The sequence below is a fragment of the Butyrivibrio sp. MB2005 genome (assembly GCF_000424285.1).
In the GTDB taxonomy this organism is placed as follows: domain Bacteria; phylum Bacillota; class Clostridia; order Lachnospirales; family Lachnospiraceae; genus Butyrivibrio.
Window position 1 is genome coordinate 12,979 of sequence record NZ_AUJP01000032.1, and the last position, 17,923, is coordinate 30,901.

At 40.0% G+C, this 17,923-nt stretch carries 19 protein-coding genes; 2 read left to right on the forward strand and 17 right to left on the reverse strand.

All coding sequences use genetic code 11. From position 1 onward, the window contains the following. Positions 1-53 precede the first annotated feature (53 nt). Genes gloA2 through G610_RS0114005 form a run of 6 tightly spaced genes read right to left on the reverse strand, consistent with a single transcriptional unit; the run spans position 54 to position 8,982 of the window. Entirely contained in the window at positions 54-431 is a 378-nt protein-coding gene (gloA2, locus tag G610_RS0113980; RefSeq protein ID WP_022767537.1) for an SMU1112c/YaeR family gloxylase I-like metalloprotein, read from the reverse strand. Beyond that, a complete protein-coding gene (locus tag G610_RS0113985) occupies positions 428-634 on the reverse strand; it encodes a hypothetical protein (protein WP_026525293.1) in 207 nt (68 codons plus the stop codon). The genes gloA2 and G610_RS0113985 overlap by 4 nt, the downstream gene beginning before the upstream one ends. Further along, positions 621-2,078, reverse strand: a complete 1,458-nt coding sequence (locus G610_RS0113990; protein ID WP_026525294.1) for an MFS transporter — start codon at positions 2,076-2,078, stop codon at positions 621-623. The genes G610_RS0113985 and G610_RS0113990 overlap by 14 nt, the downstream gene beginning before the upstream one ends. A gap of 3 nt (positions 2,079-2,081) precedes the next feature. Next, entirely contained in the window at positions 2,082-5,207 is a 3,126-nt protein-coding gene (locus tag G610_RS0113995; RefSeq protein ID WP_026525295.1) for a glycoside hydrolase family 2, read from the reverse strand. Beyond that, positions 5,164-6,480 carry a glycoside hydrolase family 1 protein gene (locus G610_RS0114000; protein WP_026525296.1) on the reverse strand — a complete coding sequence of 439 codons (1,317 nt, stop codon included), beginning with the start codon at positions 6,478-6,480 and terminating at the stop codon, positions 5,164-5,166. Before G610_RS0114000 ends, G610_RS0113995 begins: the two co-directional genes overlap by 44 nt. 42 nt (positions 6,481-6,522) lie before the next feature. Then, complete coding sequence (locus tag G610_RS0114005) at positions 6,523-8,982, reverse strand: glycoside hydrolase family 3 protein (protein WP_026525297.1); 2,460 nt, start codon at positions 8,980-8,982, stop codon at positions 6,523-6,525. Positions 8,983-9,104: 122 nt separating this feature from the next. Here G610_RS0114005 and G610_RS0114010 point away from each other — a divergent pair, with 122 nt between their 5' ends. Next, on the forward strand, positions 9,105-10,301 hold the full coding sequence (locus G610_RS0114010) for a helix-turn-helix domain-containing protein (RefSeq protein WP_035797627.1): 1,197 nt from the start codon (positions 9,105-9,107) through the stop codon (positions 10,299-10,301). 21 nt (positions 10,302-10,322) lie between these two features. Here the strand turns inward: G610_RS0114010 and G610_RS0114015 are convergent, their stop codons facing one another. The 8 genes from G610_RS0114015 to G610_RS0114055 form a co-directional block, all read right to left on the reverse strand. Then, a complete protein-coding gene (locus tag G610_RS0114015; protein WP_026525299.1) occupies positions 10,323-11,729 on the reverse strand; it encodes an MFS transporter in 1,407 nt (468 codons plus the stop codon). A 219-nt stretch (positions 11,730-11,948) separates the two neighbouring features. Then, the gene (locus G610_RS0114025) at positions 11,949-12,617 is read right to left on the reverse strand and encodes a DUF4405 domain-containing protein (RefSeq protein ID WP_026525300.1); all 669 of its coding nucleotides are present in this window, start codon (positions 12,615-12,617) and stop codon (positions 11,949-11,951) included. Between the two features lie 3 nt (positions 12,618-12,620). Next, on the reverse strand, positions 12,621-12,779 hold the full coding sequence (locus G610_RS22730) for a hypothetical protein (protein ID WP_330368145.1): 159 nt from the start codon (positions 12,777-12,779) through the stop codon (positions 12,621-12,623). A 20-nt stretch (positions 12,780-12,799) separates the two neighbouring features. Beyond that, positions 12,800-13,465, reverse strand: a complete 666-nt coding sequence (locus G610_RS0114035; protein WP_026525301.1) for a flavodoxin — start codon at positions 13,463-13,465, stop codon at positions 12,800-12,802. 27 nt (positions 13,466-13,492) lie between these two features. Then, positions 13,493-13,687, reverse strand: coding sequence for an aldo/keto reductase (locus tag G610_RS0114040; protein WP_026525302.1), 195 nt, complete (start codon positions 13,685-13,687; stop codon positions 13,493-13,495). A 10-nt stretch (positions 13,688-13,697) separates the two neighbouring features. Further along, positions 13,698-14,066, reverse strand: a complete 369-nt coding sequence (locus G610_RS0114045; RefSeq protein WP_026525303.1) for a nuclear transport factor 2 family protein — start codon at positions 14,064-14,066, stop codon at positions 13,698-13,700. Further along, positions 14,063-14,662: a DapH/DapD/GlmU-related protein gene (locus G610_RS23920; RefSeq protein WP_305803308.1), complete on the reverse strand. Its 600-nt coding sequence runs from the start codon at positions 14,660-14,662 to the stop codon at positions 14,063-14,065. Before G610_RS23920 ends, G610_RS0114045 begins: the two co-directional genes overlap by 4 nt. A gap of 30 nt (positions 14,663-14,692) precedes the next feature. Beyond that, a complete protein-coding gene (locus G610_RS0114055; protein WP_026525305.1) occupies positions 14,693-15,214 on the reverse strand; it encodes a flavodoxin in 522 nt (173 codons plus the stop codon). 143 nt (positions 15,215-15,357) lie between these two features. Here G610_RS0114055 and G610_RS0114060 point away from each other — a divergent pair, with 143 nt between their 5' ends. Continuing rightward, on the forward strand, positions 15,358-16,245 hold the full coding sequence (locus G610_RS0114060; RefSeq protein WP_026525306.1) for a LysR family transcriptional regulator: 888 nt from the start codon (positions 15,358-15,360) through the stop codon (positions 16,243-16,245). A 111-nt stretch (positions 16,246-16,356) separates the two neighbouring features. On the opposite strand, the gene G610_RS21030 is transcribed toward G610_RS0114060, so the two are convergent. The 3 genes from G610_RS21030 to G610_RS0114075 all read right to left on the reverse strand — a co-directional run. Then, positions 16,357-16,785, reverse strand: a complete 429-nt coding sequence (locus G610_RS21030) for a GNAT family N-acetyltransferase (RefSeq protein WP_035797629.1) — start codon at positions 16,783-16,785, stop codon at positions 16,357-16,359. 78 nt (positions 16,786-16,863) lie between these two features. Next, a complete protein-coding gene (locus G610_RS0114070) occupies positions 16,864-17,646 on the reverse strand; it encodes a PhzF family phenazine biosynthesis protein (protein WP_026525307.1) in 783 nt (260 codons plus the stop codon). A gap of 32 nt (positions 17,647-17,678) precedes the next feature. After that, on the reverse strand, positions 17,679-17,923 hold a 245-nt coding region (locus tag G610_RS0114075; RefSeq protein ID WP_026525308.1), incomplete at its 5' end, for an EamA family transporter.

The window sequence follows — 17,923 nt, forward strand, 5'->3', positions numbered from 1 at the left end:
TTATATATCCTTCATAAAGACATGAGAGACCAATCTCATTTGTCACAAGTAGTTTACTCATGTATTTCCAAAGGAAGCCCGTCCGGGTCACGGAAAAACGTCATTTTTTCACCCGTGAAAGCATCCCGTCGTATCGGTTCACAAGGGATACCCATAGACTCCAATTCTGCGACGGTCTCATCTACACTATCTACACGGAAAGCAAGATGACGCAATCCATAAGCTTCGGGAGAAGGACGGAGTGGATGATCCTTCATAATAAAAAGTTCTATTTCGCTGTCATCGAGCTTAAGGTCAATCTTCCAATCATCCCGTTCCGGTCTATAGTTCTCTCGCAGAATTCGAAAGCCAAGCTTATTATGGTAAAAGTTCAGAGCAGTGTCTTTGTCGGAACAAATCACCGCAATATGATGAATGCGATTTAATTTCATGAGGCGCCTCCTGTTTTAACCAGAAAAACCGATTTGTAGTTTTTTGGATTATCCTGAAATATTATACTACCATCAGCAATGTTCCGACTGTCTGCCTTTTCTTTGTCGTGTGATCCATATATGTACACCTGATTTCCAAACACATGGGGTTCCGCATCGGGAATGTATTCATCTAAAGGTAAATAAGGATTACATATAGGCATTTTCTTTTCTCCTTTCCAAATCACGAATCATTTTTTCTCTTTCCAAAACAGTCAAGGGGTACTTTCCATAAACCAAAAATGCGAGAGCTCCACAAATAATTGGAATCACAGCCGTCAAATATCCAAAGCACTGAAGCATTCCCTGTAAAGAATCCAGACTTCCCAAATACTTACTCGCCTCTACCCTCGCTTCATATCCAAAAACGACCCATAGAGCTCCAATAAATGCCAAGCCTCCTGATTTTTGCAACTCCGATAATAATCTTGTAAAAGATTCTATGGTCGCATTCGCTGGCTTACCGGTCTTCCATAGTGCATAATCCATCGTCTCCACTGCTAAAAGATTTCCCGGTAAAAAAGCCATCCCACATCCAAACAGCAAAAACGCCAACATAGCAAAATACAGCTTTGAATTAAAAGCAAATTGACCACAAATTTGTAGAATCTCCATAACAACTCCCATAAATACCGTAATTGCAATGGAAATCTTCATCCCTTTAACAGGATTATTTTCTTTCTTACACATGGCAGCTGATACTAAAGTACCAAACACAAAAGGTACGAACTCTACAATTCCAAGTATCATAGACAAATATGAAAACTTTCCTGTATCCAGATATCCAGTTTCAAACTCGTAGCAATAATTCCATTTCACATAGTACATAGCAATTAAAGTAATCGTCACATAGATAAATCCCACAAAAAAATTCCCAATCTGATAGGTTACAAAGGGTTTGTTCTTCTTCACCATACGAAAAATATCCAGTGCGTGGAAGGTGACGTGTTTTCTGGTCTGTTTTAATATCTTATTCTCGTTTACAAGTACTACTCCTATCAAAGAAAGAATCATGGAAACAAGAATCAGCACCATAACATACGTCCCAATTCCAGCGCGTTGATTTTCAAAGTATTCTTTATAATGCTCTACAAATTGAAACATAAATATGAAAGGAATGACTGCTACAAATCCAACTAGTCTTGGCCACAGAATAAAAGAGATTCTTCGATTATAATCCATCGTCATGGTTTGAATTAGCGCACCGTTTACAAAAAACGAAGACCCCAAATCGTAGATTAAATAAAAACAAATAATATATGCAACCAAGGACTTCGGATCACTACATAAGGCTTTCGGAATATGAAAAATCATAAGGGAAGCAAAAGATACCATTCCTACGCCAAGAGCACAGAAAAATCTATATTGTTTTTTCCCTTTGGATACCACCCAGTCAATTAACCAACCTTGTATCAGATTTGTTGCCGCATCCAAAAGATGTAGAAAAGGAAGAAGCGTCGCCGTAATAAAAACACTTCCAAACATATCTTCAACCGGAAAATAATCCGTCAGATAAAATGCCCAAAAAGACGAAATCAAAACTTCACCTATCGTCTTTGTCAAAGACATCATGGATATTCCAATTATATTTTTCACTTCATTTTTCATGATTTATTCCTTCGATATCACTTTCATCAAAAAATGGGTTACATATAATTCATTGGATTTTAAACGATACTTATCATAAAAAGATTCCATTCCCGGCAGATCACCACCAACACCACTCATTTTTCCATAGATGTTTAACGTTGTTTCCTCGCCTCTTTGAAGTTCATAAATATGCTTTGCGTTCTCCAGATTTTTTTTGGAATAATCCCAAGCAGAAAACTCCATTCCATCTTCGGACAAATTCCACACAAAAATATCATGTTGCTTTCCCTCCAAAGACAAAAAGCGCACATCACAATGATTTCCATTTTCTTGCGGTCGCAAATACATATGACTCATATCCGATAGTCCTTTTTCATACAAACCCAAAAGTGCACTTTCTTTCCGGTCTATATAATTTTCATGGGGTCCACGACCATACCACCGGCAACGTTCAAAGGTCTCTTGAAAAGAAAAGGAAACTCCCGTCGCTACAACATCTTTTCTTTTAGTCCTTACCTTTAACAAAACCTCGTAGTATCCATTTTTATAGTCTGTAATCTCTGTTTCCAATTTATTGCAAAAAGGATGTCCATAAACCGTTTGAATGCTTCGTTTTCCGACTTCATTTTTTGTTATTTGATTCAGAATACAGAGTCTTTTATTTGCAGCATCCCACTGTCTTACCAAAACAGTGTTTTCCAGCTGAGGTACAAAATGACCCAGATCAATGTTATTGTCTGTTGCCACTCTGGACAGCTCCAGATTCATAAATCCATTTGCCATTTGAAAACCCAGGTCTTTATGTACTAAATTCGCTTCCCCGTCACTTTTTCCAACATCCGGTTTAACCAAAAGAAATGGGCGAATCACAAACTGTGACACAGCCACAGCACTTCTTTCCAATTCATTTTCATCTTTTGGGAAAAAATAAAAATTGACAATGATCTCCCCAGCTTTTGGAAACTCCTGTTTTCTTATTTCTTCCAAAATAATCGTCTTCTGTTTTCCCGGCAATATTCCCTGTAACTTCTCTTCTTCTATTTTTTTCTTCAAAACCGGAACTCCGTTGCAACATAGTTCCCAGATCAAATCATAGAACGGCAAGACAGAACAAAACATTTGATGATTATAAATATGAAAAACTCCGCTTTGGGGATGAGTGCTTCTAACATCCAGCCACTGATAGCATTTTTTTACCTCATAGGCGTCAGGATGAAAACTTCTGTCTGCAAACAATATTCCGTTGCCACAAAAAGCTCCATCACTCTTCTTATCCTTCTTTTTCTTAAATCCATCTTCGGAGTAGGTTTCTTCAAAATCTATCCCGTATAAATACCGATTTTCTCCATCTTTCTTTACACAGATAGCCTGATCCACAAAATCCCATATAAAACCGCCACACATGTGAGGATACTTTTCAAACGCTTTTGTGTATTCAGAAAAATTACCCAGACTGTTTCCCATTGCATGGGCATATTCGCAAAGCACCACCGGCATTTCCTCGTACAAATCACAGGTGATATCTTTATTGTCCGCCGCTAGTGAATTCATCACACCATCCATCAACCCAACAATTGCTTCCTTATGGCACAACTGATCTAAGGTTTCTTCTGTTGGATACATACGGCTTAAAAAATCCGTGCATTCCTTATCATGCATCCCTTCATAGTGAAATGGTCTGGTTCCGTCTAACGCCCCACCTCTGGCACGCATTTTTTTGAACACATCTCCCATACCGGCTTCATTTCCAAGACTCCAAATAATGACGCAGGGATGATTGCGGTCCCGCAAAATCATTCTCTCAATCCGATCCACACAAGGGACTTCCCACTCTTCTTTTGACATAGGAAGGATTCTACGAACTCCGTGAGACTCCAAATCAGTTTCATCCATAACCAAAATTCCGTATTGGTCACAAAGACGATAAAACAAAGGATTATTGGGATAATGACTGGTACGCACTGCATTGATATTCAATTCTTTTAAGATTCGAATATCCTCCATATAACGTTCTTCGCTAAGGGTCCAGCCCGTCTTGGGATCAAAGTCATGTCTGTTGACACCTTTTAAAATTAGTCTTTTCCCATTTAAATACAGTATGTTGTCTTTTATTTTTATTTCTCGGAATCCAAACTTTTCCTCTTTGAAATAAATCTTTTCCCCGACATTCCATCGTATTTGTACATCATATAGCTTTGGGGATTCATGGCTCCATAACAGTGGAGCCACCTCCCCTTTCATTTTGAAAAACGTTTTTCCTTTTTTTAACGTCACCGATGCTTTTTGCAGAAATTCCAGTTCGGGAATCTCCACTTCTACTTCAGTGACCTGACAATCCCAGACAGACTCAAAATACAATTCGATTTGAAAATTACAAGGCACCTTTGTATCCCACATCAAATCTTTCTGCCACTTTGTGGGAAAAGAAGCATGCATAAAATAGTCACGCACCGTCACCTTTGGTTCCCAATACAAAAACACATCCCTATAAATTCCACTGAAGAACCACATGTCCTGATCTTCAAGATAAGTGCCATCGCTATATCGATATACAATGGCTGTCACTTGATTTTCTCCCGGTTTCAAATAGTCCGATACCTGAAACTCATGGGGTGTCATAGAACCTTGAGAATAGCCTACGTATTTCCCGTTTACATAGACTTCCAAAGCTGATTTCACTGCTCCAAAATGCAAATAAACATTTTTATCCTTCCAAGCCTCCTCGTAAGAAAAACTTCTTCGATACACTCCAATCTCCTGAAGGTTTTCACTTATATGAGGAATATTCCCTTTTTTCGTGTCGATTGCCTGAGGATAAGAAGATGCAAAATAATAGGGTGAACCATATCCTTGGAGTTGCCACACTCTTGGCACAACAATATCATCCCAGGCACTGTCATCATAAGTATCACAAGCATACTCTTTTTTCACATTACATCCCTGAATATACAAAAACTTCCATTTCCCGTTTAGGGATGTCTGATTCTCATTCTCACCAAAATCTGCTGGATGAACTTCCTTTGGAAAAGACAGGACATGACCATCTTCTTTATTCTCTTTTATAAATGTGATATCTTCCCATTTTTTGTTCATTTTCTTATATTTATATTGTTTCTCCGTTTGATTCAATAATCTTTTTATACTCATAAGCAGAATCTTTGAGAATCCGCTTTTGAGTACGAAAATCCACGTAAATTAAACCAAATCTTGGGTCATAGCCCTCTGCCCATTCGAAGTTATCAATAATGGACCAATGCTGATACCCAATAACCTCATATCCTTCACTAACCGCTCTTTTTAATTCACTTAAATAGCGATGGATAAAATCCACTCTTTGCGGATCATGTACCTTCCCGTCCAATTGCTCAAAGTCCAAATTTGCCATGCCGTTTTCCGTAATCATAATAGGAAGGCCATACCGTTCTGACATAAATCGAATTGCCCAATATAAAACCCTTTCATCAATGACCCATCCCAATTGAGTTCTGGGAATTCCAGGCTTCGGATCATGTTTTTCCTTTGTCCAATCCTGATCATTTGATGGTGCATAAACATTCAGCCCCAAAAAATCCAAAGGCTGATGGATTTCATCCATATGTTTCGTTTTGGTACGAAAGATCCCAAAGGCACTTACTTTTTCCCCCTTCAGGATCGGATCAAACCACCATTTATTGCTCATAACACCAATCGTAGATTCAAAAGACAATCTTCTGGCTTCTTCTATTGCCTCCACAGAATCATTCTCTGGAACATAAGCTGCTGTTGCCATAGCAATTCCAACTTTTGGCTTTTTTACAGCGTTTGCTCGAATGGTTTTCACCGCAACTCCATGGCAGCGCATACAGTTTTCCGATATTCTTGCAAGGGCAAGTGTTCTCTTGTGAAAAGGAGCATGCGCCCCCTGTAAATGACCATTCATGATAAAACACTGGGGTTCATTAATTGTCATCCAATAAGTCACGCGGTCAGAAAATGCCCGAACCACCACTTCCGTATATTCACGAAAATAATCTACAATCTTATTGGTGTACCAGCCTCCCATGTCCTGCATCCAAACCGGCAAATCCCAGTGAAAGATCGTAATCATAGGTTCAATATCATTTGCAATCAATTCGTCTATTAATTGGTTGTAAAATGCAATTCCCTTCTCATTTACCATTCCGGGTTTTGGAATAATACGAGACCAGCTTAGAGAAAATCGATAGGACTTCAAACCGATTTCCTTCATCAATGCCACATCTTCTTTCCAGTGATGATAGTGATCACAGGAAGTGTGACAATCTTCTCCATTTTTAATCTTTTTGGAGGGCGCCACGTCCCAAATACTTGGTGTTCTTCCATCCTCATTCCAAGCCCCTTCTATCTGTGGTGCCGCAGACGCAGCTCCCCATAAGAAGTTTTCATTAAATACATTTGACATATTCCGCTCCTCTTTCATATTTTGAGTTATTATTTCAACTTCCTATCCTACATAATCGCTCTTCATTACAAGACGCAGGATTCGTTCTACGCTAATTTGTGCTGCCTTTCGGTTCAATCGTCCTGTCTTTAAATCATTTAACAATTGCTTTACTGCAGAACCATCCCCAGGCATAATCAAATCATTTCCGTTATTCGCACATTGATAATAATCACCTTTTTCCTTTGTGATGGCACCCCAGTCTGTCATAACCACTCCGCTGTATCCCCATTCTTTTCGAAGTACATTCATCAACAATTCATTATGATTTGCAGTATATGTGCCGTTTAATTTGTTATAGGATGTCATCAATGACCATGGATTACTCTCACGAATTGCAATTTCAAATCCCTTTAAGTAGATTTCTCTCAAAGCCCGTTCTCCAATATTAGATGACATATACTCTCGTTCTGTTTCCTGATTGTTGGCGCAAAAATGTTTCATTGTCACGCCCACTCCACCTAAGTGCTGCACTCCATCAATAATTGACGCCGCCATATAACCGGACAACAAAGGATCTTCCGATGCATACTCAAAGTTTCTACCGCACAGTGGGTTCTTTTGAATATTTATAGCTGGTGCAAGCCACAATGTAATTCCATATTTTTTCATTTCACGTCCAACAGCATCACCAACCTTGTAAATCAACTCTCGATTCCAAGTTTGTGTTCTTACCGTAGTAGAGGGAAAAGCCGTCGTAAACTGACAAATCATTCGATCTCTCTTGGGATTTCCTACAGCAATCCATTCCATTTTCGGCAAAAAACCATAACTCCAATTTTCAGGAAGATGAAGATAACTTTTTTCCATTCCTCCTTTTGTAATTAGAGACTGTGGAGTCAGATTTAAGCCTGCCGGTCCATCCGCCATGTTAATACTAGGCAATTTATGCTTTTTCCAAAGGATATTTGAAGTTCTTCCTACGGTTCCCGGTGTACGAACGTAGCCATAGCTAACGACCGATCCTCCAACCAGCATGGTACACAGCTCTTCATCTGTCAGATTTAAAACGAGGTTCGAAGGTATTACTCCTTCTGATTGATGTTCTGAAATGTGAGAATCAAATACTGAAGTGTCAATCTCTAATAAAGGAAGTTCACGATTCTCAATAAAACTATTCTCAAAAATCTTCTCATCGAACTTCACTTTACATGAGTTCAACGGCTCTACTTTTTTGAGTAAACAAGCTTGCTGAACCATAGCAATCGTAATTGCATTTAAATTATCAGCCGAAGTCCCTTCAAAGAAAACATACTCTCCGGATAGTAAATATTCCCCATGCATATCGGCTTGATAAGTAACCAAATCCTTCAAGGATACTTCAATTTCTAGGATTTCCTCTTCTCCGGGATTCAGTTTCTTGGTTTTTCCATAACCAGCCAATTCTTTCATCACCTGATATATATCTGCAGAAGGCTTGCGAACATATATTTCCACTACATCTTTTCCGGAATAAACTGCACCGGTGTTCTTTACACAAATGCGAAAAACAAGTTTGGTCCCCTTCTGCTTAACATCCAAGTAACAATGTTCAAATGTTGTATACGACATACCATATCCAAAGGCAAACCTTGGCTCTATATGATTTGCGTGAAACCATCGATAACCAACGTAGATACCCTCTTTAAAGTTTGCTTCCTTGGAATTCTCTCCCAAAAAGCCGTATTCATCAGCTCCAGGAAAATCATAATAATCTTTTGCCCATGTTGCAGTAAGACGACCACTGGGAGATTCATTCCCCAGCAAAATATCTGCTACCGCATTTCCTGCCTCTTCTCCCGGCTGACCAATATACAATAAAGCATCCGGTTTCGTTTCTTCCCTATCCATAAAAGAACAGTCAACACTTCCACCACTGTTAATCAAAACCACAACCTTCTTATAATGCTTCTTCAAAAAAGAAATGGAATCTTCTTCCGTACGTGATAAATAGTAATCTCCCTCTTCCAGTTTTCTGTCGCCACCTTCACCGGCTTGTCTTGCAATAATATAGATTGCGACGTCACATTCCTCTTTCACATGCTTCTCGCATATTTCATCCCCTACAGGAAAAACGAAGTGATGCTTATCAATCTCTCGAAACATATCCATCACATTCCACAGATGATATCCGCGAATATGTTCTTCCACATCATCCTTCCACGCCTTACGCTCCCTTTTATATTTCTCGTCAAATTCGTCTATCCAAAGAGAAGATTCTATTTTTACTCCAGCATTTTTTAGTCCCTGCTCTATCGTTACTTTTTGACGTCCCTTTGTTTCTCCGCTTCCGGTTCCGCCAAAAACAGTCATTCTTGCTCCGGTACCAAACAAAGCAACGGTTCTTTCCTGAAGAGGTAGAACTCCATTGTTGTACAGCAGCACAAAACCCTCTTCTGCCACTTGTCTGGATAATAAGCGATTTTCTTTTTCCAATTGACTTTCTTCATCATTATTCGGTGATACTACAATAAAATCTTTCATCTTCTAACCTTCCTGCTTCTACACAATCTATGTTCTTTAATCATAAGATACTTGATTTGCCCATATTGATAATGTAAAATTATCTTTGAAATTGTAATTTATGTTTTATCAAGGTAATACTTATGAATTATAAAGATTTTTGCCAACTATTCTATGCCGCCCACAATATACCAATTGCTTATTTTAAAGATGGTCAATTTATATCATTCTGTGGTTATCCGGATTATTTTTCACCAAGCATCCGGATTTTCGACCAATTATCTGCTTCCAACAAAATAATAACAACCTCCTTAGCCGATGATAATTGCTACTATGGTCTGGTACAGTTGAACGCAGGCAAAGACACTTCTCTTTTGATTGGTCCTGTTATTTCTTCCATGCTTAATGAAGAAATCATTCATAGTTTTATGAGAGCACACAGCATCCCTTCCGGCCAAAAAAATAAACTTGCTGATGATTTATATCAACTGGCCCGAGTAAGCTATCACCAATTCACCAACATTCTTTCTATGGCTTTTTTTACGATATACAGGAAAAAGCCTGCATTAGAAGATTTGTACTCCATAGCAAATCCCAATCTGAAAAAAGATATTGCCAAAAAAGTATCCCATTCCTCCTATGAAGCCAGAGAAGAGCAAAATATTCACGGTACCTATGTGCTGGAGCAACAAATACTAAGCTACGTAAAATCAGGTAATGTAGCTCAGTTAGAATACTTTTTATTGCAACATGTAAAAAACCAACCCTTGTCAGAAGGAACTGTTGGTGACTCACCACTTCGGCAGGCAAAGAATATTTTTCTTGGTCAGGTTGCAACGATTGGAAAATTTGCGGCTATACCGGCAGGATTAGATATAGAATTAACTTACCAGTTAATCGACCAGTACTCCTTGGAATGTGAACGCTTGCAAACCATCTTTGATATTACTTCACTTCAATATAATATGCTGGTTGACTTCGCCAAACGCATCTCAGAAAAAATGACTCCTTCCGGCTTAAGTAAAGATGTATACACCTGCATTCAATTTGTAAACGGACACGTGAATGAAAACATATCTGTTGATGACGTCAGTAATCATATTCACCGAAGTCGATCCTACACACTTTCCCATTTCAAAGAGGAGCTGGGGTTCAACTTAGGAGAGTACATTACACACGCAAAAATCCAAGAAGCAAAAAGTTTACTTACATTCACCGATAAATCTCTTAGCGAGATCAGCAACTATCTTTGTTTTTCCAGTCAATCTTATTTTCAGAATGTGTTTAAAAAGATTGCCGGCGAAACACCCCTTTCTTATAGAAAAAAGACACAGAAGTAATCTACTTCTGTGTCTTTTGCCTTATGCTTCAGAATTCATTCTTCTCTTTTCCACTTCTTCTTTCATCTGAGGCAGTTTATCTTCCAAATCAAATCCTCTGAAAACAAGATACATAAGAAGATTAATAAAAATGGGGAAGATATTTGCAAATCCATAAATGGAATATCTCATGGATGTAGTAGCAACCTGCAAGGACGCGTCATAGGATCCAAGCACCAAAAATATGGATAAAATAACGGAACCAATTCCGGATCCTACTTTTGAGCCAAATCCAATCGCACCGGATGAGATTGCTACCAGTTTTTTATCATACTTATATTCGTTGTAGTCTACAGCCATTCCCAAAAGTACACCATACAGGCACATTAAGGGCATCATCATTACGCTTGATACAATTCCGGTTGCAACATACATTACAATATTACTAGGTGCAATACAACGGATAATCATTGCTCCAATGGTTCCAAGAAGGCCAAAATCTATGGCTCCTTTTACACCAAGTTTTTCAATAATGGGCTTTGAAATACCAAACCCGATTACCGTACCCAGCAGACCAAATCCACCAACCAAGGCTACCAGATTATCGTTTCCGAAAATCCACTTACAATAATAGGTATTTGCTGAAGCTGATATGGCATTTGTAACACTGGTAATAATATTAAACAGTAAAACTATTACCCAATACTTACTGGCAAATAACATTTTTGCAGCTTCTTTAAAAGGAACTTTTTCTTCCTCTTTTTCTTCCGCTTCATATTCTGCAACCTTCATTACGGCTTTATTTCCGTTAATACTACAAATCAATAAAGACAACAGCACTACCAAGGCAATTATAAAGCCAAACTTAATCCATGCATTTTGTGTGCCTCCTAAAGCATTGGTAATCGGAATAATTGCTATAGCCATAATAATACCTGAAATATAAGAACCAATTGCACGAAAGATTCCAAGGTTTGACCTTTCGTCCAGACTTTTCGTTCGAACCACAATTGTTGCTGCAAAGGGTGTAGATATTAATGTATAAAAAACAGCAGTAAGCAAAATATTTGTTAATGTCACATAGGCAAAGGATGCCACCTGACTAATATCCTTTGGAACAGTAAACAGCAAAATAATTGTAATTGCTGCCGGAATCATCATCCGTTTCATCCACTTGTAGTATTTCTCATTTCCACCTTTGGATTGCTCCACAACATTTCCAAACCAGATATCTGTAACTGCATCAATGACCTTTGCAATTCCCATTGCAATACCTACGCCACCAACAGCCAGCCCCACTTTATCTGTATAAAAATATGTTAACTGACCAACCAGGTTAGCGATTAAAGCAAGACCAAACTGTCCCAGCATATCTGCAAAATAGTCATACCCTCTTAAGACTTTTTGCACACCATTTTTATCAACCCCTAGCTCTTTATGTTTTCCCATAATTGCCTCCTTTTTTTACTATATGATATAAATAGCATCTAAAAGAAGATCAATATTGTAAAATATTATTTCATAGTGTAATTTTATCTTTATTTTCGAAACTGATTTCAAGAACAACGTACATCACTTTCATCCACTTGCCCGCCCTTCATCGGCAGCCTCATACAACCGAATCCGAAATTACCATGAATCTCCGGAAACCATTTACTATTTTCCATGTCATGCACCTCTCTTTCCCTTCGTTCCTACATGAAGTAGTCCTTTTTGAATCAGGTATCCTAATGTTGCGAACAGAATCATCACAGCCATATAATCAAGGAAAAACCATATCCTTGGCTCGTTCATATCAAAGAAAGCAAACGCTGTCTTCATCAAAAGATAATTCCCAATACCACGATGGACGAATGCATATACCCCATAAACAGCACCTATGATGAATAAAAAGGTCACGCCTTTCCTCACTGCAGTTTTCATTTTGGGGACTACTTTTCCCACCATCATTCTTGCGTGAAGGCCAATGTGAAAGCTCATCATGATAAATCCCCAATATGCAAGTGTCATATGGATCGTCCTCATAACAGAAGCGGTTCCGCCTAATGTCACATTCTTCAGGATATATTTTGACATCAGAATCCCGCTTACAGGCTGCATTATCATAAATACAGCCAAGAAAATGTTCACTGCTGTACTTAAGATACGAACTGCATTGTACTTCCCCCTGAAAAGTCCTGTCCACCACTTCCGATTGATTACATGATGCACGACAAAAAGACCAAACATAAGCACGCCAAGAATCTCATGTGCCTGCTCACCCACAAGGGAGTAAGCCATGAGAACCGGCAAAAGCATCGTCATTAAAATGTCTATGATCATCCGTACTTTATTCATAGGTTATTTCTTATCAATCATCTTTACCACTCTGGCAGGGTTTCCTACTGCAACCGCATTATCCGGGATATCTTTAGTCACAATACTGCCTGTTCCTACAATCGCATCCTCATCACGGATATCTATTGCCTCTCCGCTGTGCAGTCTTTCAAACACGTTCACGAAGTATCCTCCTCTCCATTTTAGTATCCCAATCCTGATACCCAGGTTTCTACAGCTTCTCTTACACTTTCCTGATCATTCTGGGCATCGTTTCCTCTTACGGCAAGCCCATCAAGTACTGTGCTGTCCGGGCAAGCTGATAAAAGCTTCCTATCAAAACCTGATAATCCGGATCCTTCGTGTGTCGAAAACGGGATAAGTGTTTTCCCCGCAAAGTCGTTATTTTCAAACACCGTATACATAATCATCGGCCAGTCGCCCCACCATACAGGCGCTCCGATAAACACAGTGTCATATCCGGACAGATCCGGCAGATCATCCTTGTATTCAGGTCTGGCATTATCATTCTGCTCCTGCTTGGCCACATCTGTCAGTTCATCATATGTGTAGGGATAATAATCTTCTTTGGGAAGGATCTCGAACAGATCACCGCCTGTCTTCTCAGCGATCATCTCTGCAACTATAGCCGTATTTCCTTTGTCAATGACACCTACAGTATACTGCTCTCCTGTCCTTGAAAAATACAGAACGAGTATGTTGCTACCTGATGACTCTGTTTCTTCTCCAATATCTGTAGATTCTGCATCTGCCTCTGCGGTCACATTTGTTTCATTTTCACTATTTCCACAACCTGCAAGTGATAAGATCATCACACAAGCCAAAATCGCTCCGATCACTTTCTTCATAACCAATACCTCATAATACTCGGCTGTTTACGTCAAAATACATTCCTTTTCAAACTCCGGTTTCCAGCCTGCGAACTGAATAAGCTGCTCTTCCGTTCTGTGATAATATCTTTCATCCTTATCAAGCTTTGCTACCTCTGCCATCTCTTCCTCTGTCAGCTTAAAGTCGAGGATATCAAGATTATCCTTGATATGATCAACATTCTTGCTTCCCGGGATCACTACAAATTCATTAATAGGTTGACGCTTTTGAACTCGTCAGTTTCCAGGCACCATTTTCTTTTCTCAGGGTAAAATCCCCCTGTAATCTCCAGCTTCCTTTTCCGCCGCCGTATACTGCAGCTACGACTCTACTTTTACCGACCATCACAGCGATATCACCGGTGATGTTTACATCAATTGAATCATGCTCTGCGGAATAATAATTGAAAGTACCATCCAGAAGTCCTTTTATAAAAACTTCCCGGGACTGCTTTACACCTGTCATATGCATCAGGTAGTAATCATCTGTCTGAAGACTGTTAAGTCCGTCAGCATCCTTATCGATCATATACTGCCAGTAGCGGATGTATAATTCTTTGATCTGTTCCTCGTCGGTCATTCCTTCTGCTCCTTCGGATCAAGGTATTTTATGACTTTAGCAGGCACGCCACCGACTACGGCATAATCCGGCACATCTTTGGTAACGACGGCACCTGCAGCTACGACAGCATATTCTCCAATAGTTACTCCGGGGCAGATGGTTACATTCATGCCTATCCAGGCATTCTTCTTGACCGTAACCTTTCCATATGTATAGATCGCATGGCGCTCATTCATATCATGATTGATCGTTGCGATCCGAAGACCCGGTGCAGCCATGGAGCCATCCTCAAACTCAATACCGCCGGATGCTGACAAAATCGCAGAATGATTTATAAACACGCCCTTTCCAAGCTTAACCCTGTTGCCAAAATCACAGATAAACGGCGTAAGGATTCTTACATCATCCAGTTTTCTGCCAAAGAGTTCCTCCAGATAAGTCACGTAAGTCGGATCATCCGGCATACAGGCATTAGCCTTGGCGCAGAGAGTTCTGGCTCTCATCATCTCATCTACAGCTTCCTTAAAATATGGCTCTCTTACATCAGTCGGGCCGCCTTTTTCCATAAGGTCATATACATATCCTGCTTCGTAAGCCATCGTCTTTTCCTCCATAATAATGAACCTCTTCGTCCCATGGTTCATTTACATGATCCCGTTTGCTTTAAACCATTTCTCCACCGCGCCTTTCGACTCTGCAGCCTGACTTCCGGTAATTGCAAGACCACTCTTCACGTCAGCGCCCTTGGCATATTTCTTTACGTCACTTTCGCTGGATCCCATTCCGCTTCCCTCGTTGGTGCAGAGAGGCAGGATCGTCTTTCCCGTAAAGTCGTATTTCTCAAGGAAGGTGGCAACCGCCATCGGGATCGTCCCCCAGTAGTTCGGGTATCCGAGTACGATGGTGTCATAGTCATCTATGTTTTCAAGATAGTTTTTAAGCTCCGGTCTTGCATTATTCTGTTTGTCTTTCTTTGCTTCATCTATGCAGGTCATATATACCGGTGAGTAGGGATCCTTCATCTCAATCTTAAAGGTATCCGCATCGATCAACTCCTTCATAAGTCCGACCACGATCTCGGTATTACCGACCTTCACATATCTCATTGCCCCACCGAAATAATTCTCATCTGCTCTTGAAAAGAATGCTATCAGTGTTTTAGCCATCGTGTTATCCTCCGTTATAGTTTTCGTGAACTGTGTTTATTTGCTTCGTTGATAAAATTATTGCATGAAGTTCTTGAAATATCCAATTCAAATATTCTATAATTGATTTAATTTTTAAATAGCTGATTCCGGGGGATTTTTCGATGACCACCAAACAGATCGATTACTGTATTGAACTGGCACGGACTCTTAACTTCAGCCGCGCCGCAGAGAACGCATTTGTAAGCCAGCCCACCTTTTCCTATCAGGTAAAACTGCTGGAAGATGAGGTTGAATTTAAGATATTTGAAAGAAACGGCAAAGGCGCCGCACTCACTCCTGCCGGTCAGCAGTTCGTAACGTATCTTTCCGGTATGCGTGAGGATATGAAGAGAGCAATAGAACAGGGGCAGAATTTCAGTGCCAGGTATACTGACAACATAACAGTTTCCATGATGGTCAGACAGGCCATATATTTCCTGCCTGAGGCGATTCGCATATTTGAAAAGGAGCAACCCGGAGTTCAGGTCACTCCTCTGTTTCAGTACGATAATGGTGTAGAAAGTTTTTTAAAGGATGAGTCCGATGTCCTCTTTGCGCTCATCGAACAGACCAAGCATATCCCGGGGATCAACGTACACAAGCTCTTTGATTCCGGGATTTACCTTATTGCTGATAAAAACGATCCGCTGGCAAAAAAGAACCTCATCACAGATGAAGATATCTACGGACGCACACTCATGGTAGGAGGTGGCTCTCCGAACGCTTTACGGAGTGTCCAGCAGAAGCTCATCGCCTCCGGGAAGATCGAATATTTTAACAGTCCCGATCACGACTCTACTCTTGTAAATGTTGCATCCGGCAAAGGCATCTGCCTTGCTCCCGGATTCTTAAACGACCATAGCGGACAGTTTGCATGGATCCCTTATGACTGCAAGGAATGCTTTCACTGCGTTCTCTGCACTCACAAGACGGATAGCCGAGAGAGCCTTGCTGAATTTATACTAACACTTCAGAAGCTGTACAAAGATGCAGTGGCCTTCCCACTTTAACTTCCGGTATAACGCGCTAACACATTATCTCTACAACTTGAATTTGTGCGATTAACTTCCGGTATAAACTGCCATCAGTTTCTTAGTTCATTTTATTCAGGATATTCGTGATTAATCAAGCTGTTTACACATTACGATCGTTTTGCCGTCGTTCTTAAATTCGGAAAATCCGAGTTTTTTATATAAACTTCCGGCTCTTGTATTATCGTGATCCACATTCAGTATTAAATAAGAAAACCCATTATTTTTACTTGTTTGACAAGCATACCTTATCATTTCGCTTCCTATCCCTTGATTACGGTATTCTTCATTCACGGCCAGATATGATAAGTACATCGTTCTATTATCCATCGGACGCAAAGACATGCCTGCAATATATCTTTTATTCAAAATATAGGCATACATTATCCGGATATTGTTCTCAACCTCGAACTCTATACTTTTTCTTTTCTCTATGTTTTTCTCGAAATCCCAAAATGAAAAACAATTCTGAATCTCGCTGCAATCTATCCGCTTTATACTATTACCTTCAATATTCATTTTGGCATTTCCCTGTAAATATAACTGATTATTTTCTATACTATAAAAATCGAACCTCTTGCTACATTTAACTGAAAGTTAAAAATCAACGAGAATATCTGAGATGGCAACCAATGTAGTCTCTCCGCTAATTCTTATCCTTCCATGCTCAAGGAGTTCGCAATATAGATGCCCACCTCTTTTCGACGCCTGGTACGCATGAATCTCTGATTTCCCTAATTCTTTTGACCAGTAATCCGCTATCTGGCAATGCGCAGAACCGCACACGGGATCTTCCGGAACTAAGAGTTTGGGAAAGAAACTCCTCGATACGCAGTCTGTATCTTTTCCTCTTGCCGTAACATTTTGTCCACGTCCGGGAAGCCCTGCAAGTTTAGCCTGATCCGGCTTCATGTTCCGGATCTGCTCCTCAGATTCAAAAATACATACAAGATCTGGCCCCAGTATCGCCTTAACGGGCCTCACACCAAAAGCACTTTCCATTTCATCTGTCACCGATATCTCCTGCTGTTTATAAGTAGGAAAATCCATCACATAAAGCTTACCCTTTCTGACAATCGTCAGTTTTCCGCTGAGAGTATTAAATTCTATTACATCCTCATTCTGCTCAAAGTAATTGAATATCACAAAAGAAGATGCCAGAGTAGCATGACCACATAGTTCAACTTCGGATCCGGGAGTAAACCATCTGAGATGATACCCCTGTTCCTCCTTGACAATAAACGCTGTCTCGCTCAGATTATTCTCCATAGCCAACTTCATCATGAAGTCTTCTTTCGGCCATTTATCCATTACACAAACCGCCGCCGGATTTCCGGAAAACGGCTTGTCTGTAAAAGCATCAACAATATATTGCTTCATTACTTGCCTCCTTGATCGATAATGCCTGAATATTATATTACCATCAGCAGCGTCCCCGCTCCGATCAGGATGCATCCCATAATTGACTTTGCAGTAAACTGCTCATGCAGGAACACAAATGCCAGAACCAGAGTGATCACCACGCTGAGTTTGTCTATAGGTACTACTTTAGAAGCTTCTCCCAACTGTAATGCTTTGTAATAACATAACCACGAAGCACCCGTAGCCAGACCTGAGAGAATAAGAAATATCCAGCTTCTTTTGCCGATCGTCGATA